The 15,333-nt window shown below is 59.5% G+C and carries 14 protein-coding genes; 7 read left to right on the top strand and 7 right to left on the bottom strand.

Translation table 11 applies throughout. The annotated features are described in order from the left end of the window. Positions 1–8 precede the first annotated feature (8 nt). Genes pyrC through ruvX form a run of 3 tightly spaced genes read right to left on the bottom strand, consistent with a single transcriptional unit; the run spans position 9 to position 2,760 of the window. A complete protein-coding gene (pyrC, locus tag AAC599_RS09690) occupies positions 9–1,301 on the bottom strand; it encodes a dihydroorotase (protein ID WP_340150200.1) in 1,293 nt (430 codons plus the stop codon). Continuing rightward, positions 1,298–2,245: an aspartate carbamoyltransferase catalytic subunit gene (locus AAC599_RS09685; RefSeq protein ID WP_340150199.1), complete on the bottom strand. Its 948-nt coding sequence runs from the start codon at positions 2,243–2,245 to the stop codon at positions 1,298–1,300. The genes pyrC and AAC599_RS09685 overlap by 4 nt, the downstream gene beginning before the upstream one ends. A gap of 56 nt (positions 2,246–2,301) precedes the next feature. Beyond that, positions 2,302–2,760: a Holliday junction resolvase RuvX gene (ruvX, locus tag AAC599_RS09680; protein WP_340150198.1), complete on the bottom strand. Its 459-nt coding sequence runs from the start codon at positions 2,758–2,760 to the stop codon at positions 2,302–2,304. Positions 2,761–2,867: 107 nt separating this feature from the next. Here ruvX and gatC point away from each other — a divergent pair, with 107 nt between their 5' ends. From gatC to gatB, 3 genes are read left to right on the top strand one after another with little or no spacing between them, the layout of a single operon-like run. After that, on the top strand, positions 2,868–3,155 hold the full coding sequence (gatC, locus tag AAC599_RS09675; protein WP_340150197.1) for an Asp-tRNA(Asn)/Glu-tRNA(Gln) amidotransferase subunit GatC: 288 nt from the start codon (positions 2,868–2,870) through the stop codon (positions 3,153–3,155). Then, entirely contained in the window at positions 3,155–4,633 is a 1,479-nt protein-coding gene (gene gatA / locus AAC599_RS09670; RefSeq protein WP_340150196.1) for an Asp-tRNA(Asn)/Glu-tRNA(Gln) amidotransferase subunit GatA, read from the top strand. Before gatC ends, gatA begins: the two co-directional genes overlap by 1 nt. Position 4,634: 1 nt before the next feature. Beyond that, entirely contained in the window at positions 4,635–6,089 is a 1,455-nt protein-coding gene (gene gatB / locus AAC599_RS09665) for an Asp-tRNA(Asn)/Glu-tRNA(Gln) amidotransferase subunit GatB (protein WP_340150195.1), read from the top strand. Between the two features lie 49 nt (positions 6,090–6,138). On the opposite strand, the gene AAC599_RS09660 is transcribed toward gatB, so the two are convergent. Both AAC599_RS09660 and AAC599_RS09655 read right to left on the bottom strand, forming a co-directional pair. Further along, entirely contained in the window at positions 6,139–6,777 is a 639-nt protein-coding gene (locus AAC599_RS09660) for a hypothetical protein (RefSeq protein ID WP_340150194.1), read from the bottom strand. Positions 6,778–7,124: 347 nt separating this feature from the next. Further along, positions 7,125–7,442, bottom strand: coding sequence for a hypothetical protein (locus AAC599_RS09655; protein ID WP_340150193.1), 318 nt, complete (start codon positions 7,440–7,442; stop codon positions 7,125–7,127). A gap of 109 nt (positions 7,443–7,551) precedes the next feature. On the opposite strand from AAC599_RS09655, the gene recO reads away from it, so the two are divergent. The 4 genes from recO to AAC599_RS09635 all read left to right on the top strand — a co-directional run bounded on the left by recO (position 7,552) and on the right by AAC599_RS09635 (position 12,958). After that, positions 7,552–8,340 (top strand): DNA repair protein RecO, encoded by a 789-nt coding sequence (gene recO / locus AAC599_RS09650; RefSeq protein ID WP_340150192.1) that lies wholly within the window; start codon positions 7,552–7,554, stop codon positions 8,338–8,340. Between the two features lie 42 nt (positions 8,341–8,382). Next, a complete protein-coding gene (parC, locus tag AAC599_RS09645; RefSeq protein WP_340150191.1) occupies positions 8,383–10,611 on the top strand; it encodes a DNA topoisomerase IV subunit A in 2,229 nt (742 codons plus the stop codon). 31 nt (positions 10,612–10,642) lie between these two features. Next, on the top strand, positions 10,643–12,256 hold the full coding sequence (locus tag AAC599_RS09640) for an AMP-binding protein (RefSeq protein ID WP_340150190.1): 1,614 nt from the start codon (positions 10,643–10,645) through the stop codon (positions 12,254–12,256). Positions 12,257–12,361: 105 nt separating this feature from the next. Continuing rightward, positions 12,362–12,958: a biotin transporter BioY gene (locus tag AAC599_RS09635; RefSeq protein ID WP_340150189.1), complete on the top strand. Its 597-nt coding sequence runs from the start codon at positions 12,362–12,364 to the stop codon at positions 12,956–12,958. A 43-nt stretch (positions 12,959–13,001) separates the two neighbouring features. Here the strand turns inward: AAC599_RS09635 and AAC599_RS09630 are convergent, their stop codons facing one another. Then, a complete protein-coding gene (locus AAC599_RS09630) occupies positions 13,002–14,579 on the bottom strand; it encodes a TRAP transporter large permease subunit (protein WP_340150188.1) in 1,578 nt (525 codons plus the stop codon). After that, positions 14,576–15,094 carry a TRAP transporter small permease subunit gene (locus AAC599_RS09625; RefSeq protein ID WP_340150187.1) on the bottom strand — a complete coding sequence of 173 codons (519 nt, stop codon included), beginning with the start codon at positions 15,092–15,094 and terminating at the stop codon, positions 14,576–14,578. Before AAC599_RS09625 ends, AAC599_RS09630 begins: the two co-directional genes overlap by 4 nt. Positions 15,095–15,333: the final 239 nt, after the last annotated feature.

The following is a 15,333-nucleotide window of genomic DNA, read 5'->3' as shown; positions in this document are numbered from 1 at the left end:
GTTGCCTCCTATAGCTCGAAAACGGGGGTGCCGCGCACGAAAGTCTTGAGGACGCGGCCCTGTAACAGATGGCCGTCAAACGCGGTATTCTTGGATTTTGACTTGAGCAGATCGCCGTCCACCTGCCAGGGCCGCTCTGTATCGAACAGGATGATATCGGCATCCGCGCCCTTTTTGAGCCGTCCCGCCTCCAGCCCGAGCAGTTCCGCCGGGGCGACCGTCATGGTATGGAGCAGCCTCAACAGATCGACATCGCCGTTGTGATAGAGCCGCAGGCTGACCGGCAGCATGGTTTCGAGCCCGATAACGCCGGGCTTCGCCTGCGCGAAGGGCACGCGTTTGCTGTCCGCGCTCTGGGGCAGATGCTGCGATGAAATGACATCGATGGTGCCGTCCTTGATCGCCTCGATCACGGCGAGGCGTTCCTCCTCCTCGCGGAGCGGCGGGGAGACGCGGGCGAAGGTGCGGTATTCGCCAAGTTCCAGATCGTTGAGCGCATGATAATGCGGCGCCGTGCCGGCGGTGACTTTCAGCCCGTCATTTTTTGCCCGCCGTATGGTATCGAGGGCGTCGCGCGTGCTCAAATGCGCCGCGTGCCAGCGCGCACCGGTCATCTTCACCAGCCGGATATCGCGTTCCACCAGAATCGCCTCGGCGCAGGAGGGAATGGATTTGAGCCCCATGAAGGTGGCGGTGCGACCGCCGGTAATGACGCCCCCGGCCGCCAGCGCCGGATCCTCGGCATGGACGATGATGGGAAGATCGAACATGCTGGCATAGGCAAGTGCGCGGCGCATCAGGTTGATACTCTCGATGGCGAACTGCCCGTCGCTGACGGCGACAACACCGGCCTCCGATAGCAGGCCGATTTCCGCCATTTCCTCGCCTTGCAATCCCTTGGTGAGCGCGCCGGTGATACAGACATTGACGGCGCAGGTGTTTTTCGCGCGCCGCATCACCATTTCGACAATGGCCGGATCATCGATGACCGGCTCGGTCGCGGCGAAGGCATTGATGGTGGTCACGCCGCCCGCCGCCGCCGCCAGTCCGGCGGTTGCCATGGTTTCGCGATGCTCCTTGCCGGGCTCGCACAGATAGGCATGGGCATCGACGAGGCCGGGGGCGAGGCAGTGACCGCCGCAATCCTCGACGCTGGCGCCGCCGGGCAGGGCGTCCGCCGTGATATGGCTGCCCCAGTCGAGAATGGTCCCGTTCTTGATCAGCAGGCCGCCTAAGGTGTCGGTTCCGGTTGCCGGGTCGAGCAGGCGGGCGTTGATGAGGGCATGCACCGGTCCGGTCATGGCGCGCCCTCCCGTGTCAGCAAATCGAGGCAAGCCATGCGCACGGCGACCCCCATCTCCACCTGTTCCGAAATGGCGCTGATATTGAGGTCATCGGCAATCTCAGAGTCGATCTCGACACCCCGGTTCATCGGCCCCGGATGCATGATCAGTGCGTCCGGCTTGGCGATGCTAAGCTTTTCCGCATTCAGCCCGAAGAGATGGAAATATTCGCGGATCGACGGCACGAAGGAGCCCTGCATCCGCTCGGTCTGCAGCCGCAGCATCATGACGATATCCGCATCCTTTAGCCCTTCGGACATCTTGTTATACACCTCCACGCCCAGTTTCGCGGCGTTGGAGGGGATCAGCGTTGTCGGCCCGACGATGCGGACCCGCGCGCCCATGATATTCAGCAGCGCGATGTTGGAGCGGGCAACGCGGCTGTGCTGGATATCGCCGCAGATGGCGACGATCAGACCTTCCAACCGCCCTTTGCGGCGCTTGATTGTGAGCGCATCGAGAAGGGCCTGGGTTGGATGTTCATGGCTGCCGTCGCCGCCATTGATAACGGCGCAATCGACCTTCTGCGCGAGCAGATGCGGCGCGCCCGAATCACCATGGCGGATCACCAGAACATCCGGATGCATGGCATTCAGCGTCATGGCCGTATCGATAAGGGTCTCGCCTTTTTTTACGGAACTGCTGCCGACGGACATATTGATCACATCGGCGCCGAGGCGCATGCCCGCCAGCTCGAACGAAGTGCGTGTCCGCGTTGAATTTTCAAAGAAGAGATTGATCTGGGTCTTGCCGCGCAGGAGGTCCTGCTTCTTGTTCGGGGTCCGGGTCTGTTCGGCGTAATGTTCGGCAAGGGTGAGAATCTGATTGATATCGCCCGCGTTGAGCCGCGCGATATCGAGGAGATGCCGATGGGCAAATCGTATGGGATCTGTGTTTGTCATTAAAATCCAACTGTATAGCGGCCTTCCCTAAAAGCGGCAAGCGCAAGATGATTTTTTTAGCGCATGGCGTCGAGCGCGCCCTGCAGGATATAGGCGGCGGCCATTTTATCCACGGCTTTCGCCCGCTTTTTCCGCGATGCATCGGCGTCCAGCATTGTGCGGGTCACGGCAACGGTCGAGAGGCGCTCGTCCCAGAAACACATCGGCAGGTCGAAATATTCCTCCAGATTTTTCTGGAACTGGCGAATCGACTGGCACCTCGGGCCTTCGCTGCCGTCCATATTGAGCGGCAGGCCGATGACGAAACCGCCGATTTTCCATGACTCGATAATTTTGGCGATTTCGCCCGCATCCGCCTTGAACTTTGTCCGCTTGATTGTCATAAGGGGCGTGCCTATTTTCAGGGCGGCATCTGAGATGGCCAGGCCGATTGTTTTCGTACCCGGGTCCATGCCCATAAGCCGCGCGTCCTTGGGTACAAGATGTTTCAGATGGGTGGGGTTGCCGAGGAGCATTGCTTACGCTAATTTGCAGCCAATGTCGGTTTGGTGCCTGTTTTCAAGTTGGAGACGTTCCCGGGCCGACCTTCCGGAAAGCTCCTTATTATAGCAAAGGGTGACAGATGTCGCTTGATAAAGCCACTGTGGCGAAAGTAGCCAATCTGGCCCGCATCAAGATCGAGGAAAAAGACCTCGAACCGATGGCGGCCGAACTGAACAATATTCTTGGCTGGGTCGAACAGCTCGGCGAGGTGGATACCGAGAATGTCGAGCCGATGACCTCGGTTGCGGAAATGCGGCTGCGCTGGCGCGCCGATGAGGTGACCGACGGCGGCTATGCCGAAGATGTGGTGGCCAATGCCCCGAGCCGCGAAGACGGCTTTTTTGCCGTGCCGAAGGTGATTGAATAATGAGTGATCTGACGAAGCTGGGGATTGCCGCTGCGCGGGACGGGCTCAATGCCGGTGATTTTTCCGCGCGCGAGCTGACCGCCGCCCATATCACGGCGATGGTGGCCGCGAAACCGCTGAACGCCTATATTACCGAAACGCCGGATCAGGCCGTTGAGGCCGCCACCGCATCGGATGCGCGCCGCACGAAGGGGGAGGTCGGGAAGCTTGAAGGCATCCCGCTCGCCATCAAGGATCTGTTCTGCACTAAGGGCGTTCTGACGACGGCCGCGTCGCATATTCTCGATGGCTTCACGCCGCATTATGAAAGTACCGTCACGGCAAATCTCTGGAAAGAGGGGGCGGTGATGCTCGGCAAGGTCAATCTCGATGAATTCGCCATGGGCTCCTCCAACGAGACGAGCTATTACGGCAATGTGGTCAACCCCTGGCGCCGCAAGGGCGACAACCGGGACCTCGTGCCGGGGGGCTCGTCAGGCGGTTCGGCAAGCGCCGTTGCTTCTTTTAGCGCGATGGGTGCGACGGGCACGGATACCGGCGGTTCCATCCGTCAGCCCGCGTCCTTTACCGGTATTGTCGGCTGCAAACCGACCTATGGCCGATGCTCGCGCTGGGGCGTGGTGGCCTTTGCTTCCAGCCTCGATCAGCCGGGACCGATGGCCCGCAGCGTCCGCGATACCGCGATCATGCTGGAGGCCATGGCCGGGTTCGATCCGAAAGACAGCACCAGCGTCGATATGCCGGTCCCGAATTTCGAGGCCGCGCTGACCGGTGATATCCGGGGTCTGAAAGTCGGTATCCCGAAGGAATACAGGCTGGACGGCATGAGCCCGGAAATCGAGGCGCTCTGGCAGCAGGGCATCGACTGGATGAAGGATGCCGGGGCAGAAATCGTCGAGATTAGCCTGCCGCATACGAAATATGCGCTTGCTGCCTACTATATCATTGCACCGGCGGAGGCCTCCTCCAACCTCGCGCGCTATGACGGCGTGCGCTACGGTCTTCGGGTGGAGGGCAAGGACCTCAACGACATGTATGCGAACACACGCGCTGAGGGCTTCGGCGCCGAGGTGAAGCGCCGCCTGCTGATCGGCACCTATGCGCTGTCGGCGGGTTATTACGACGCCTATTATCTGAAGGCCCAGAAAGTCCGCACCTGCATCGCCGATGATTTCAAGGAGGCCTATGAGAAGGTCGATGTCATCCTGACGCCGACGGCGCCCTCGGCGGCCTTCGCCTTTGGCGAGAAGGGGGACGATCCGCTTGCCATGTACATCAATGACGTGTTCACAGTTCCCGCCAGCCTGGCCGGGCTTCCCGGTATTTCCGTTCCGGCGGGCCTCTCGGAAGAGGGACTGCCGCTCGGGCTGCAGCTGCTGGGCCGGCCGTTCGATGAGGAAACCGTGTTCCGCGCGGCGGGCGTTCTGGAAGAGGCGGCGGGCTTTACCGCCACACCGACCGACTGGTGGAGGGGATAAGATGGGAATGATTATTCAGGGCGCCACCGGGGACTGGGAAGTTGTGATCGGCCTCGAAATCCATGCGCAGGTGACCAGCAAATCGAAGCTTTTCTCGGGCTCGTCCGCCGCCTATGGCGCCGAGCCGAACAGTCAGGTCTCCTTCATTGACGCGGCCATGCCCGGCATGCTGCCCGTGATCAACGAGATGGCAGTGGAGCAGGCCGTGCGCACCGGTCTCGGCCTCAATGCCAAGATCAACAAATTTTCCGTCTTTGACCGCAAGAACTATTTCTATGCCGACCTGCCGCAGGGCTACCAGATCAGCCAGTATCTGCAGCCCATCGTCGGGGAAGGCAAGATTCTCATCGACCTCAAGGACGGAGAGACGCGCGAGATCGGCATTACCCGCCTGCATCTGGAGCAGGATGCGGGAAAGAGCCTGCATGACCAGAGCCCGAACCAGACGTTTGTCGATCTCAACCGCTCCGGCGTGCCGCTGATGGAGATCGTATCGGAGCCGGACATGCGCTCGCCGGAGGAAGCAGCGGCCTATGTGAAGAAAATCCGCAGCATCGTCCGTTATCTCGGCACGTGCGATGGCAATATGGAGGAAGGCTCTATGCGCGCCGACGTTAACGTCTCGGTCCGCAAGCCTGGTGAAGGCTTCGGCACGCGCTGCGAGATGAAGAACATCAACTCCGTGCGCTTCATGCAAGCGGCGATCATCTATGAGGCCAACCGCCAGGTCGATATCCTGGAGGCGGGCGGCACCGTCGATCAGGAAACCCGGCTCTATGATCCGGACAAGGGAGAGACCCGGTCCCTGCGCTCCAAGGAAGAGGCGCATGACTACCGTTATTTCCCGGACCCGGACCTGTTGCCGCTGGAATTCGATGATGCCTTTATCGAGAAGATCCGCGCCGACCTGCCGGAACTTCCTGATGACAAGAAGAACCGCTTCATCGAGGAAATGGGCCTGACGCCCTATGATGCGGGCGTGCTGGTCGCGGAAAAGGAAGTGGCGGAATATTTCGAGGCTGTCGCGGAAGGGCGCGATTCCAAGCTGTCCGCCAACTGGGTGATCGGCGAACTCTTCGGCCATCTCAACCGGACGGGCAAGGCGCTGGCCGAGAGCCCGGTCGAAGCGAAGGCACTCGGCGAACTCATTGACCTGATCAAGGACGGCACCATCTCCAACCGGATCGCCAAGGAAGTCTTCGAGGAGATGTTCGAGACCGGCAAAAAAGCCGCCGATATCGTCGAGGAGAAGGGCCTCAAGCAGGTCTCCGACACCGGCGCGATCGAGGCGGCGATCGACGAAGTGATCGCGGCCAACCCTGACAAGGTCGCCGAATACCGCGGCGGCAAGGACAAGCTGTTCGGCTTCTTCATGGGTCAGGTGATGAAGGCGACGCAGGGCAAAGCCAACCCCGGCGTCGTCACCGGTATCCTGAAACCAAAGCTGGACGGATAGTCATCACGTCGCGATGCGGCGGCGCGTGCCGCCGCATCCGGTTTCTTCCCTAAGCGGCGGCCGTCAGGGATGCGCCATGCAGGCGTACATCCTCGACGCATTTATCGATCGTCTTGTGGATGACGGCGGAGGTTTTGATGACCTGGCCCGTATGGTCGCTGATCTGCCAGACCCAGCTCCTCTTGGTATAATCCTCATGCTCCGCGAGAATTCTCACCTCCGCATGACCGGCGATATCGGCAATGCATTCCTCGAAGGTTTCGTGAATCTTTGTGGTGCTCTTGACCAGCGTTCCGCCTCCATCGGTGACATGCCAGATCCAGCGGACCTTGGTGATATCCTCGCTGACCGTGATCATGCGGATATGCAGCGTGTGGCCCTGATGCAGATGTTGATTGTGATGAGTGTGATGAGTGTGATGATAATGATGGTGCTGCACGTGATGCGTTGTCACGGGGTGTTGATGTACTGCTGCCGGATGCTGCTCAAACCTCTGGTAGGGATGTGGGTAGCTGTAGATATCATGCCCGGCGCCCGCATGGGTCACATGATCGACGAGCGGCGGGTAATGTGGATGCACCGGCGCAAGCGGCGGATGATAATGAGGATGGCCCATATAGGGATGAGCCGGATGATGCACATAATGCGTGAATCCATGCGTCGGCCAGTAGCCATGCAGTTCTGTCATAAGTCACTCCATTCATTTCATGAAACAGGAAGACGCCCGGTCCGGACGTCTTCCTCATGACGTATGAAGGGAACAGATGTGAGGCAGTTTCGGAATTCAGGCGTAGGACTGTACGGCCCAGATCAGCATCAGCACCGGAAAGGTAAAGATATAGGCGGCCTCTCTGGCCTGGGACATCAGCTTGCCACGTGATTTGGATCTGCGAAGGGACATGAATTTATCCTTTAAACCGTCATAAAATATGAACTTCCGGCCCTCAAATGCCGCCATTTCGCATATGCAGCATTGATTTGAATCAAGGGATTACTCAATTTATTTCGCAAGTGCAATATACTTTCCGCGAAGGCTCAGATCATCACGATTTCAAGTCGGTAGGGGGAGTTGTCGGTGATCTGGATAATCTCCATATCCTGATAGGTCGGCGTCGATTTGCGGTAGGTGATTCCCCAGGCTGTCACATCGATGCGGCAGATCAGGCCGTCATATTTAAGCGCGATCTGATAGCCCGATGTCGGCCCGCTGCATTTACAGCGGTGATATTTGAACGGCGTGAGGACCTCCGGCGGCGGGCACGGCCATTCGATCCCCTCGGTTTCCAGCGCCTGATAGCGGAGGTTTTTGTTATCGATGGTGCTGATCAGTGCGATGTGGGTTTCCAAGGGCATATTTCCTTCCTCTTTTTTTCCCTTGTGGGACGCACTCCGGCCATGGCTTGTGAGAAAATTACGGGCGATTTCTGTTCTGATCGGCGCGCCGGTCTGATAGGCTTTAAAAATGCAATGGACAGACAGCGGCCTCATTCTCAGCCTGCGCAAACACGGCGAAAACAGCGTGATTATCCACGCCTTTTCCCGTGAAAAGGGGCGCTATGCCGGTCTGGTGCGCGGCGGGGTGGGCCGCCGCCTGCGTGGCATCCTGCAACCGGGTAACGAGGTAGAGCTGACCTGGCGCAGCCGCCTTGCCGATCAGCTCGGCGCCTTTTCGGTCGAGGCCCGGAAATCCCGCGCGAGCCTGCTGTTCGATACGCCGGACGCGCTGGCGGGCGGCAGTTCAGCGCTGGCGTTGCTCGATATCGTCCTGCCGGAACGCGAGGCCCATGCGACGCTCTATGAGGCGACGCTGCTTCTGTTCGATGCGCTGGCCGAGGCGCCGGACATCTGGCCGCTCCTGCTGGCGCGCTGGGAACTCGGGCTGCTCGGGGAGATCGGATATGGCCTCGATTTTTCCACCTGTGCGGCGACCGGGGCCACCACGGACCTCGTCTATGTGTCCCCGAAAACCGGCCGGGCGGTCAGCCGGGAGGCCGGCGCCCCCTATCATGACAAGCTCCTGCCACTTCCCGGATTCTTGCGGGCCCGGACCTTGGGTGACGATGCCGGGGAGGAGGTTTCGTCCGCCGATATCCTGAACGGCCTCGCGCTCACCGGCTATTTTATTGAGAAATTCATCGGCGAGCATCATCCGGGCGTACATCTGTCGGCGCGCGGGTGGATGATGGCCACCCTGAAGCGCCGCTATGCGTCGGAAATGAGAGAAAAATCACCGGAAAATGATCTGTCCTAATTTTTCCCTTCTTAAACAAAAATCAGGTGGTATATAGGGGGCATGAGTGACCATTCCCCTGTAAAGCCCGGCGAGATCGTTCCGACCTCGCTGAAGGACGCCATAAGCGAGCGGTATCTCGCCTATGCGATGTCCACCATCATGGCCCGTTCGCTTCCCGATGTCCGCGACGGGCTGAAGCCGGTGCACCGGCGCCTTCTCTATGCCATGCGGATGCTGAAGCTGGACCCGAACTCCGGGTTCAAGAAATGCGCGCGTGTCGTCGGCGATGTGATCGGTAAATATCACCCCCATGGCGACCAGTCGGTCTATGACGCGCTTGTAAGGCTCGCACAGGAATTCGCGCAGCGCTACACGCTGGTCGAGGGGCAGGGGAACTTCGGCAATATCGACGGCGATAACGCGGCGGCCATGCGGTATACGGAGGCGCGCCTCACGGTGATCGCCGAGATGCTGCTCCGGGATATCGATCAGGATACGGTCGATTTCCGCCCGACCTATGATGGCGAGGACAAGGAACCCGTCGTTCTGCCGGCGGCCTTTCCGAACCTGCTCGCCAACGGTTCGGCGGGCATTGCCGTCGGCATGGCCACCTCCATCCCGCCGCATAACGCCAGCGAGCTCGCGAATGCGCTCCTGCATCTGATCAAGTTCCCGAATGCGGGCATCGACAAACTGATGGAATTCATTCCGGGACCCGATTTTCCGACCGGCGGCGAGTTGGTGGAGAAGCAGGAGAATATCCGCGAAGCGTACCTCACCGGGCGCGGCAGCTTCCGTCAGCGTGCCAGCTGGGAAGTGGAAGACCTCGGGCGCGGCACCTATCAGATCGTCGTCACCGAAATTCCCTATCAGGTGCAGAAAAGCAAGCTGATCGAGCGGATTGCCGAGCTGATCCAGACCAAGAAACTGCCGTTCCTGGCGGATGTGCGCGACGAATCGGCGGAGGATGTGCGTCTCGTGCTGGAACCGCGCAGCAAGAATGTCGAAGCCGAGATGCTGATGCAGGGCCTGTTCCGCCTGACCGATCTTGAAAACCGCTTTTCACTCAATATGAATGTGCTGGACGCCACGCAGACCCCGCGGGTAATGGGCCTGCGCGATGTTCTGCTCGCCTTTCTCGATCACCGCTTCGAAGTGCTGATCCGCCGTTCCAGGCACCGCCTTGGCAAGATCGAGGCGCGACTGGAAGTGCTGGACGGTTATCTCATCGTCTTCCTCAATCTCGATGAGGTGATCCGGATCATCCGCGAGGAGGACCATCCCAAGCAGAGCCTGATCGACACCTTCAAGCTGACCGAGAACCAGGCCGAGGCGATCCTCAACATGCGGCTCCGCTCGCTCCGCAAGCTGGAGGAAATGGAACTCCGGACGGAACATGATAACCTGAGCGCCGAGAAGGCCGAGCTTGAGGCGCTGGTCGGCAGCGAGGAATTGCAGCGCAATGCCATCTCGGAAGAAATCCGCGAGATGAAGAAGGCGCTGCAGAAGATACCGGAAATCTCCGAGCGTCGCACCCGCATCGGCGAGGCGCAGGAACTCCCCGATATTCCGCTGGAAGCCATGATCGAGAAGGAGCCGATTACCATTATCTGCTCAGAGAAGGGCTGGATCCGGGCGCTCAAGGGCCATTCGGAGGAGAATGGCGCGGAGAAATACAAGGATGGCGACCGCGGGCGCTTCTGGATTACGGCGGAGACAACGGACAAGCTGGTCCTGTTTGCGACCAACGGCCGGTTCTATACCATCGGCTGCGACAAGCTTCCGCGCGGGCGCGGCCATGGCGAACCGGTCCGGCTGATGATCGACCTTGGCAATGACCAGGACATCGTCTCGCTGTTCGTGCACAGGCCGGGCAGGAAGCTGCTGGTTGCCTCCAGCGATGGGCGCGGCTTCATCGTCGATGAGAACAGCGTCATCGCCCAGACCCGGAACGGCAAGCAGGTGCTCAATGTCTCCGGCGATGTCGAGGCGGCCTTCTGCGTCGATGTGGACGGGGACAGCGTTGCCGTGATCGGCGATAACCGGCGGCTCAACTGCTTCGCGCTCGACGAACTGGGCGAGATGACGCGCGGCCGCGGGGTCACCCTGCAGCGCTACAAGGACGGTGGCCTGTCCGATATCAAGACCTTCACCAAGGAAGAAGGGCTCACCTGGAAATCCGGGGAGCGGACCCGCACCGAGACGGACCTCACCGGCTGGTATACCCGCCGGGCCAATGCCGGGCGCCTCCCGCCAAGAGGGTTCAACAAGAACAACAAGTTCAGCTAGCATATTGTTACTGTTGTAAGATGAGGGGGCTATGAACACTGTTTATGAGGCTTTCCGCACAACTCTGGCGACGTATCCGGATAACCCGTTTCTCTGCGTGCCCGCCTACGCCAAACGCAGCTATCATCCGGATGGTGTCGAGATAACCTATGCGGAAGCAGCAGAAGAGATCGAGCGGCTAAAAGGCATCTACGGGAATTACGGATTTTCCAATGGAAACCGGATCGCCTATCTTCTGGAAAGCCGTCCCGATTATCTCCTTCATCTCCTGGCGGCGAATGCGCTTGGCATTTCCTGTGTGCCCGTCAATCCGGACTATCTGCATGACGAGATGAGTTATCTGCTGGACCATTCCGATGTTGATCTCGTCGTCACAATTGAAGAGAGATTGGAAGATGTTCAGGCTGCCGCATCGGAACGGAGCCGCCCGCTTCCTGTTGTGGTATTCGAAAAATTTGGCGGGCCGATGCCACGGCCCCGGCCTGCGCCTTATGCCGGCAGGACACCGGATTTGATGAGCGAGGTGAGCCTGCTTTACACTTCCGGGACGACCGGTCGGCCAAAGGGCTGCATCCTCACCAATGACTATTTCCTGACCGCCGGGCGAACCTATATGGAGCTTGGGGGCGTTGCCGCCATCCGGGAAGGGAAGGAGAGAATCTATAATCCGCTGCCGCTCTTTCACATGAATGCGGGTGCGGTCTCTTTCGTCTGTATGATTCTTTCCGGTGGCTGCCTTGTGATCCCTGACCGGTTCCACCCCTCCACCTGGTGGCAGGAGATTGCCGAGACGAAATCCACGGTCATCCATTATCTCGGTGTGGTGCCGCCGCTCCTGCTGAACCAGCCGAAAAGCGAAATGGATACTTCGCATAATGTCCGCTTTGGCCTTGGCGCCGGAGTTGAACCGGAGTTGCATGAGGTCTTCGAGAAACGCTTCGGCTTTCCGCTGGTTGAGGTGTGGGGCATGACGGAAACCGGCCGTATCTTTGCCGACAGTATCGAGCCCCGGCAAATCCATACCCGCGCCTTTGGCCGGCCAATCGGCGAGATGCAGGCCCGTGTCGTGGATGAGAAGGATCAGGACGTTCCAGCCGGCAGCGAGGGTGAATTGCTGGTCAATTGCATAGGCGATGATCCGAGACGGGGCTTCTATGCCGGATATCTCAAGAATGAGGAAGCGACGGAGGAAGCCTGGAAAGGCGGCTGGTTCCACACGGGCGATACCGTTCGTCAGGACGAGAGCGGGATGATCTATTTCGTCGATCGCAAGAAGAATATCATCCGCCGATCCGGTGAGAATATCGCCGCCGCCGAGGTGGAAGCAGTATTGCAGGCACATGACGATGTGGCGAAGGTCGCGGTAATCGCGGTGAAGGATGAAATCCGTGAGGAGGAGGTGATGGCCTGTATCGTCCCGATGGACGGCGTCGAGACCTCCGAAGAAAAGGCCCGGGAGATTTTTGACTACTCGAATAATTCTCTCGCCTATTTCAAGACACCGGGCTGGATTCTCTTTCTGGATGATTTGCCGACCACCGGAACCCAGAAAATCCAGAAAACGAAAATATTCGGCGCCGATGTTGATCCACGAGATCAGCCGGGCGCGTTCGATTTTCGAAAGCTCAAGAAAAAATCCAAATAAATTTAATCAGTTAAGCCGGATATGAGTTGATAGGCAAACGTTCGTTTGGTATACGGTAGTTTCTTCATTGCCCGTTCGGGTATCAGTAAATGAAAGGAATTATTTATGTCCGTTGGATCGACTTCCTCTCCCCTCATTGACAGCTTGTGGACTGCGGATGCGGAGGCATCCCGCTCGGCGAAGCTTTTCCGTCTCGCCATTCTGGCCCTCGCGGGGAGCATGATTATCGCAGTTTCCGCCCAGATCGCGGTCCCCATGTGGCCGGTTCCGATGACCATGCAGACCCTTGCGGTCACCATGATCGGCGCGACCTATGGCTGGCGTCTCGGCGGGGCGACGGTCGCGCTTTATGTCGCGGAAGGCGCCATGGGCCTGCCGGTCTTTTCAGGTGGCGGCAGCCTGGCTTCCCTTGTCGGTCCGACGGCCGGATATATCTACGGCTTTGTCGCGGCGGCGGCTCTGGTCGGTTACATGGTCGAAAAGGGCTGGGGCGCGTCGATCCTGAAAAGCACGGTTGCCATGACCCTTGGCACCGCTGTTATCTTCGCGGGCGGCCTTTCATGGCTCTCCACTCTGATCGGTGTTGAGGCTGCGCTCGCTGCCGGTCTCTATCCGTTCATCGCCGGCGGTATCGTCAAGATCGCGCTGGCGGTCGCCCTTTTGCCGATGGCCGGCAAGCTGGTCGAGAAGCTTCGCAAATAATAGCTGAGCGAGCGGTGCGGGAGCGGACCCTCTCCCGCATCATTCAATAGGAAGTGCCGTTCAGGGCCGCCGGCAGCCAGGTGGCCAGCGCCGGGAAGGCCGCAAGCAGGCCCAGCGCCACAAGTTGCAGCAGCACGAAGGGAAAGACGCCCCGGTAAATGATGCCGGTGGTCACTTCCGGCGGGGCAACCCCGCGCAGGTAAAAAAGCGCAAAGCCGAAGGGCGGCGTCAGGAACGAGGTCTGCAGGTTCACCGCAATCATGATGCCGAGCCAGATCGGGCTGATCTCCATCAGCAGCAGGACCGGCGCCACGATAGGCACCACGACGAAGGTGATCTCGACGAAATCGAGGAAAAAGCCGAGAACAAAAATCACGATCATGACGACGAGCAGCGCCCCGAATTGCCCGCCGGGCAGGTCGCTTAGCAGGCGGTAGACCAACTCATCGCCGCCAAGCCCCCGGAACACCAGGCTGAAAATGGTCGCACCGATCAGGATGACGAATACCATGGCGGTCATCTCCATGGTTGACTGGCAGACCTCCTTAAGAATGCCGCGCTTCAGTAATCGCCGCAATCCGATGATGAGCCCGACGACGATCACCGCGAGCAGCAGGAAAGCGAGCAGGGCCGCCGGACCGACCCCATCCACCGCGATCCGCTTGAGGTCGGTAAGATTGGCCAGCAGCAGAAGCAGCGGAATGGCGATCCCGGCGATATAAACGGGCAACCCTGATCCTTTGCTCCCTTTCAGAGCCGCGAGCAGGATGGCGCCGACAGCGCCGACAGAGGCGGCTTCTGTCGGCGTGGCGATTCCCATCAGGATGGAGCCGAGCACGGCGACGATCAGCACCACCGGCGGCAACAGGGAGCGCAGCAGCATCAGCGGCAGGTTCGGTATCTCCGCCGAGATATCCTCGGGCCGGACAGCGGGTGATGTCTCAGGTTTAAAGAAAGCCATAACAGCCTGATATAGAATATAAAGGCCGACGAGGCAGAGGCCGGGAACAAGCGCGCCGGCGAACAGGTCGCCGACGGAGACCGGCTCCGGCGACCAGTTGCCCTTCGCTGACTGGGCCGCCATATAGGCGTTGGAGATTTGCTCGCCGAGGATGATCAGCACGATGGAAGGCGGGATAATCTGACCCAATGTCCCGGCGGCACAGACGGATCCGGCCGCGAGGCGCGGATCATAACCCCGCTTCAGCATCGTCGGCAGGGACATCAGCCCCATGGTCACGACCGCCGCGCCGACAATCCCGGTCGAGGCGGCCAGCAGCGCGCCGACGATAAAGACGGAAATGCCGAGGCCGCCGCGCAGCCGTCCGAAGAGCAGCCCCATGGAATCGAGGAGCTCCTCCGCCACCTTCGATTTTTCGAGCATGATCCCCATGAACACGAAGAGCGGAACCGCAAGCAGCGTCTCGTTCCACATGGCACCGCCGAAAATCCGCGACGGGATCGCCCCCATGAGGGAAGGATCGAAAACACCGAGCATCCAGCCCGCACCGCCCATGAACAGCGCGGCCCCCGCGAGCGTGAAGGCAACCGGATATCCGGCCATCAGGCTGAGGATGGTAACGGCGAACAGCCCGACCGCCAGGCTTTCGGCAAGGCTCATATCCCGCCCTCCCGCCGGAGAAAGACCGTCATGGATCGCAGGATTATGGCGATTGCCTGCAGGATCATGGTGACGGGGAATACCAGCAACAGGGATTTCAGCAGAAACAGGAAGGGCAGACCTGCGCCTTCGCGCGAGCCTTCCATGATCTGCCAGGATCCGGAGACATATGGCCAGCTCAGGATCAGGATGACGAGGCAGACGGGGATCAGCAGGAACAGGCTGCCGAGGAGATTGATCGCCGCCCTGCCTCTTTCCCCGAGTTTTTCATAGAAAATATCGATCCGGACGTGGCCGTCGCGGCGGAGGGTATCGGCGGCGCCGACCATGAACAGCAGAGCGAAGCTGTAGATAATGCTCTCCTGCAGGGCGATGATCCCGATACCGAAGACATAGCGCGCCAGCACGAGCAGGAACTGGACCAGCACCATCAGGAGCGCGAGCCAGGAGATGTATTTCCCCATGGCCGCACTGAACCGGTCGAGCAACTGGGCGAGGGCGGTCAGACGGGTCACGCAAATTCTTCCATATTACAGGGTCTTGCCCCCTGATATCACAGTATGAGCGTTATAGGCGAGCGATCGGCTTCGTGCAATGCCGACGAATTGGCATACCGTTTTACGATTATAGAGGAGACATAAAAGGCGGATTCGAAGATATCGGGAATATTGTCATAGAGACAAATGCGGTGAATCGTCCGGTTAATTGTTTGGCGGGATATCGATAGTTTCGTTTTTTAGGAGGCTCTTGAGCA

The organism is uncultured Sneathiella sp. (assembly GCF_963976355.1).
Classification (GTDB): domain Bacteria; phylum Pseudomonadota; class Alphaproteobacteria; order Sneathiellales; family Sneathiellaceae; genus Sneathiella.
This window is presented reverse-complemented; position numbering and strand designations above follow the sequence as displayed.

Coding starts and splice junctions, on each gene's coding strand:
- pyrC (WP_340150200.1), bottom strand. CDS start 1,301: ATGACCGGACCGGTGCATGCCCTCATCAACGCCCGCCTGCTCGACCCG.
- AAC599_RS09685 (WP_340150199.1), bottom strand. CDS start 2,245: ATGACAAACACAGATCCCATACGATTTGCCCATCGGCATCTCCTCGAT.
- ruvX (WP_340150198.1), bottom strand. CDS start 2,760: ATGCTCCTCGGCAACCCCACCCATCTGAAACATCTTGTACCCAAGGAC.
- gatC (WP_340150197.1), top strand. CDS start 2,868: ATGTCGCTTGATAAAGCCACTGTGGCGAAAGTAGCCAATCTGGCCCGC.
- gatA (WP_340150196.1), top strand. CDS start 3,155: ATGAGTGATCTGACGAAGCTGGGGATTGCCGCTGCGCGGGACGGGCTC.
- gatB (WP_340150195.1), top strand. CDS start 4,635: ATGGGAATGATTATTCAGGGCGCCACCGGGGACTGGGAAGTTGTGATC.
- AAC599_RS09660 (WP_340150194.1), bottom strand. CDS start 6,777: ATGACAGAACTGCATGGCTACTGGCCGACGCATGGATTCACGCATTAT.
- AAC599_RS09655 (WP_340150193.1), bottom strand. CDS start 7,442: ATGCCCTTGGAAACCCACATCGCACTGATCAGCACCATCGATAACAAA.
- recO (WP_340150192.1), top strand. CDS start 7,552: ATGCAATGGACAGACAGCGGCCTCATTCTCAGCCTGCGCAAACACGGC.
- parC (WP_340150191.1), top strand. CDS start 8,383: ATGAGTGACCATTCCCCTGTAAAGCCCGGCGAGATCGTTCCGACCTCG.
- AAC599_RS09640 (WP_340150190.1), top strand. CDS start 10,643: ATGAACACTGTTTATGAGGCTTTCCGCACAACTCTGGCGACGTATCCG.
- AAC599_RS09635 (WP_340150189.1), top strand. CDS start 12,362: ATGTCCGTTGGATCGACTTCCTCTCCCCTCATTGACAGCTTGTGGACT.
- AAC599_RS09630 (WP_340150188.1), bottom strand. CDS start 14,579: ATGAGCCTTGCCGAAAGCCTGGCGGTCGGGCTGTTCGCCGTTACCATC.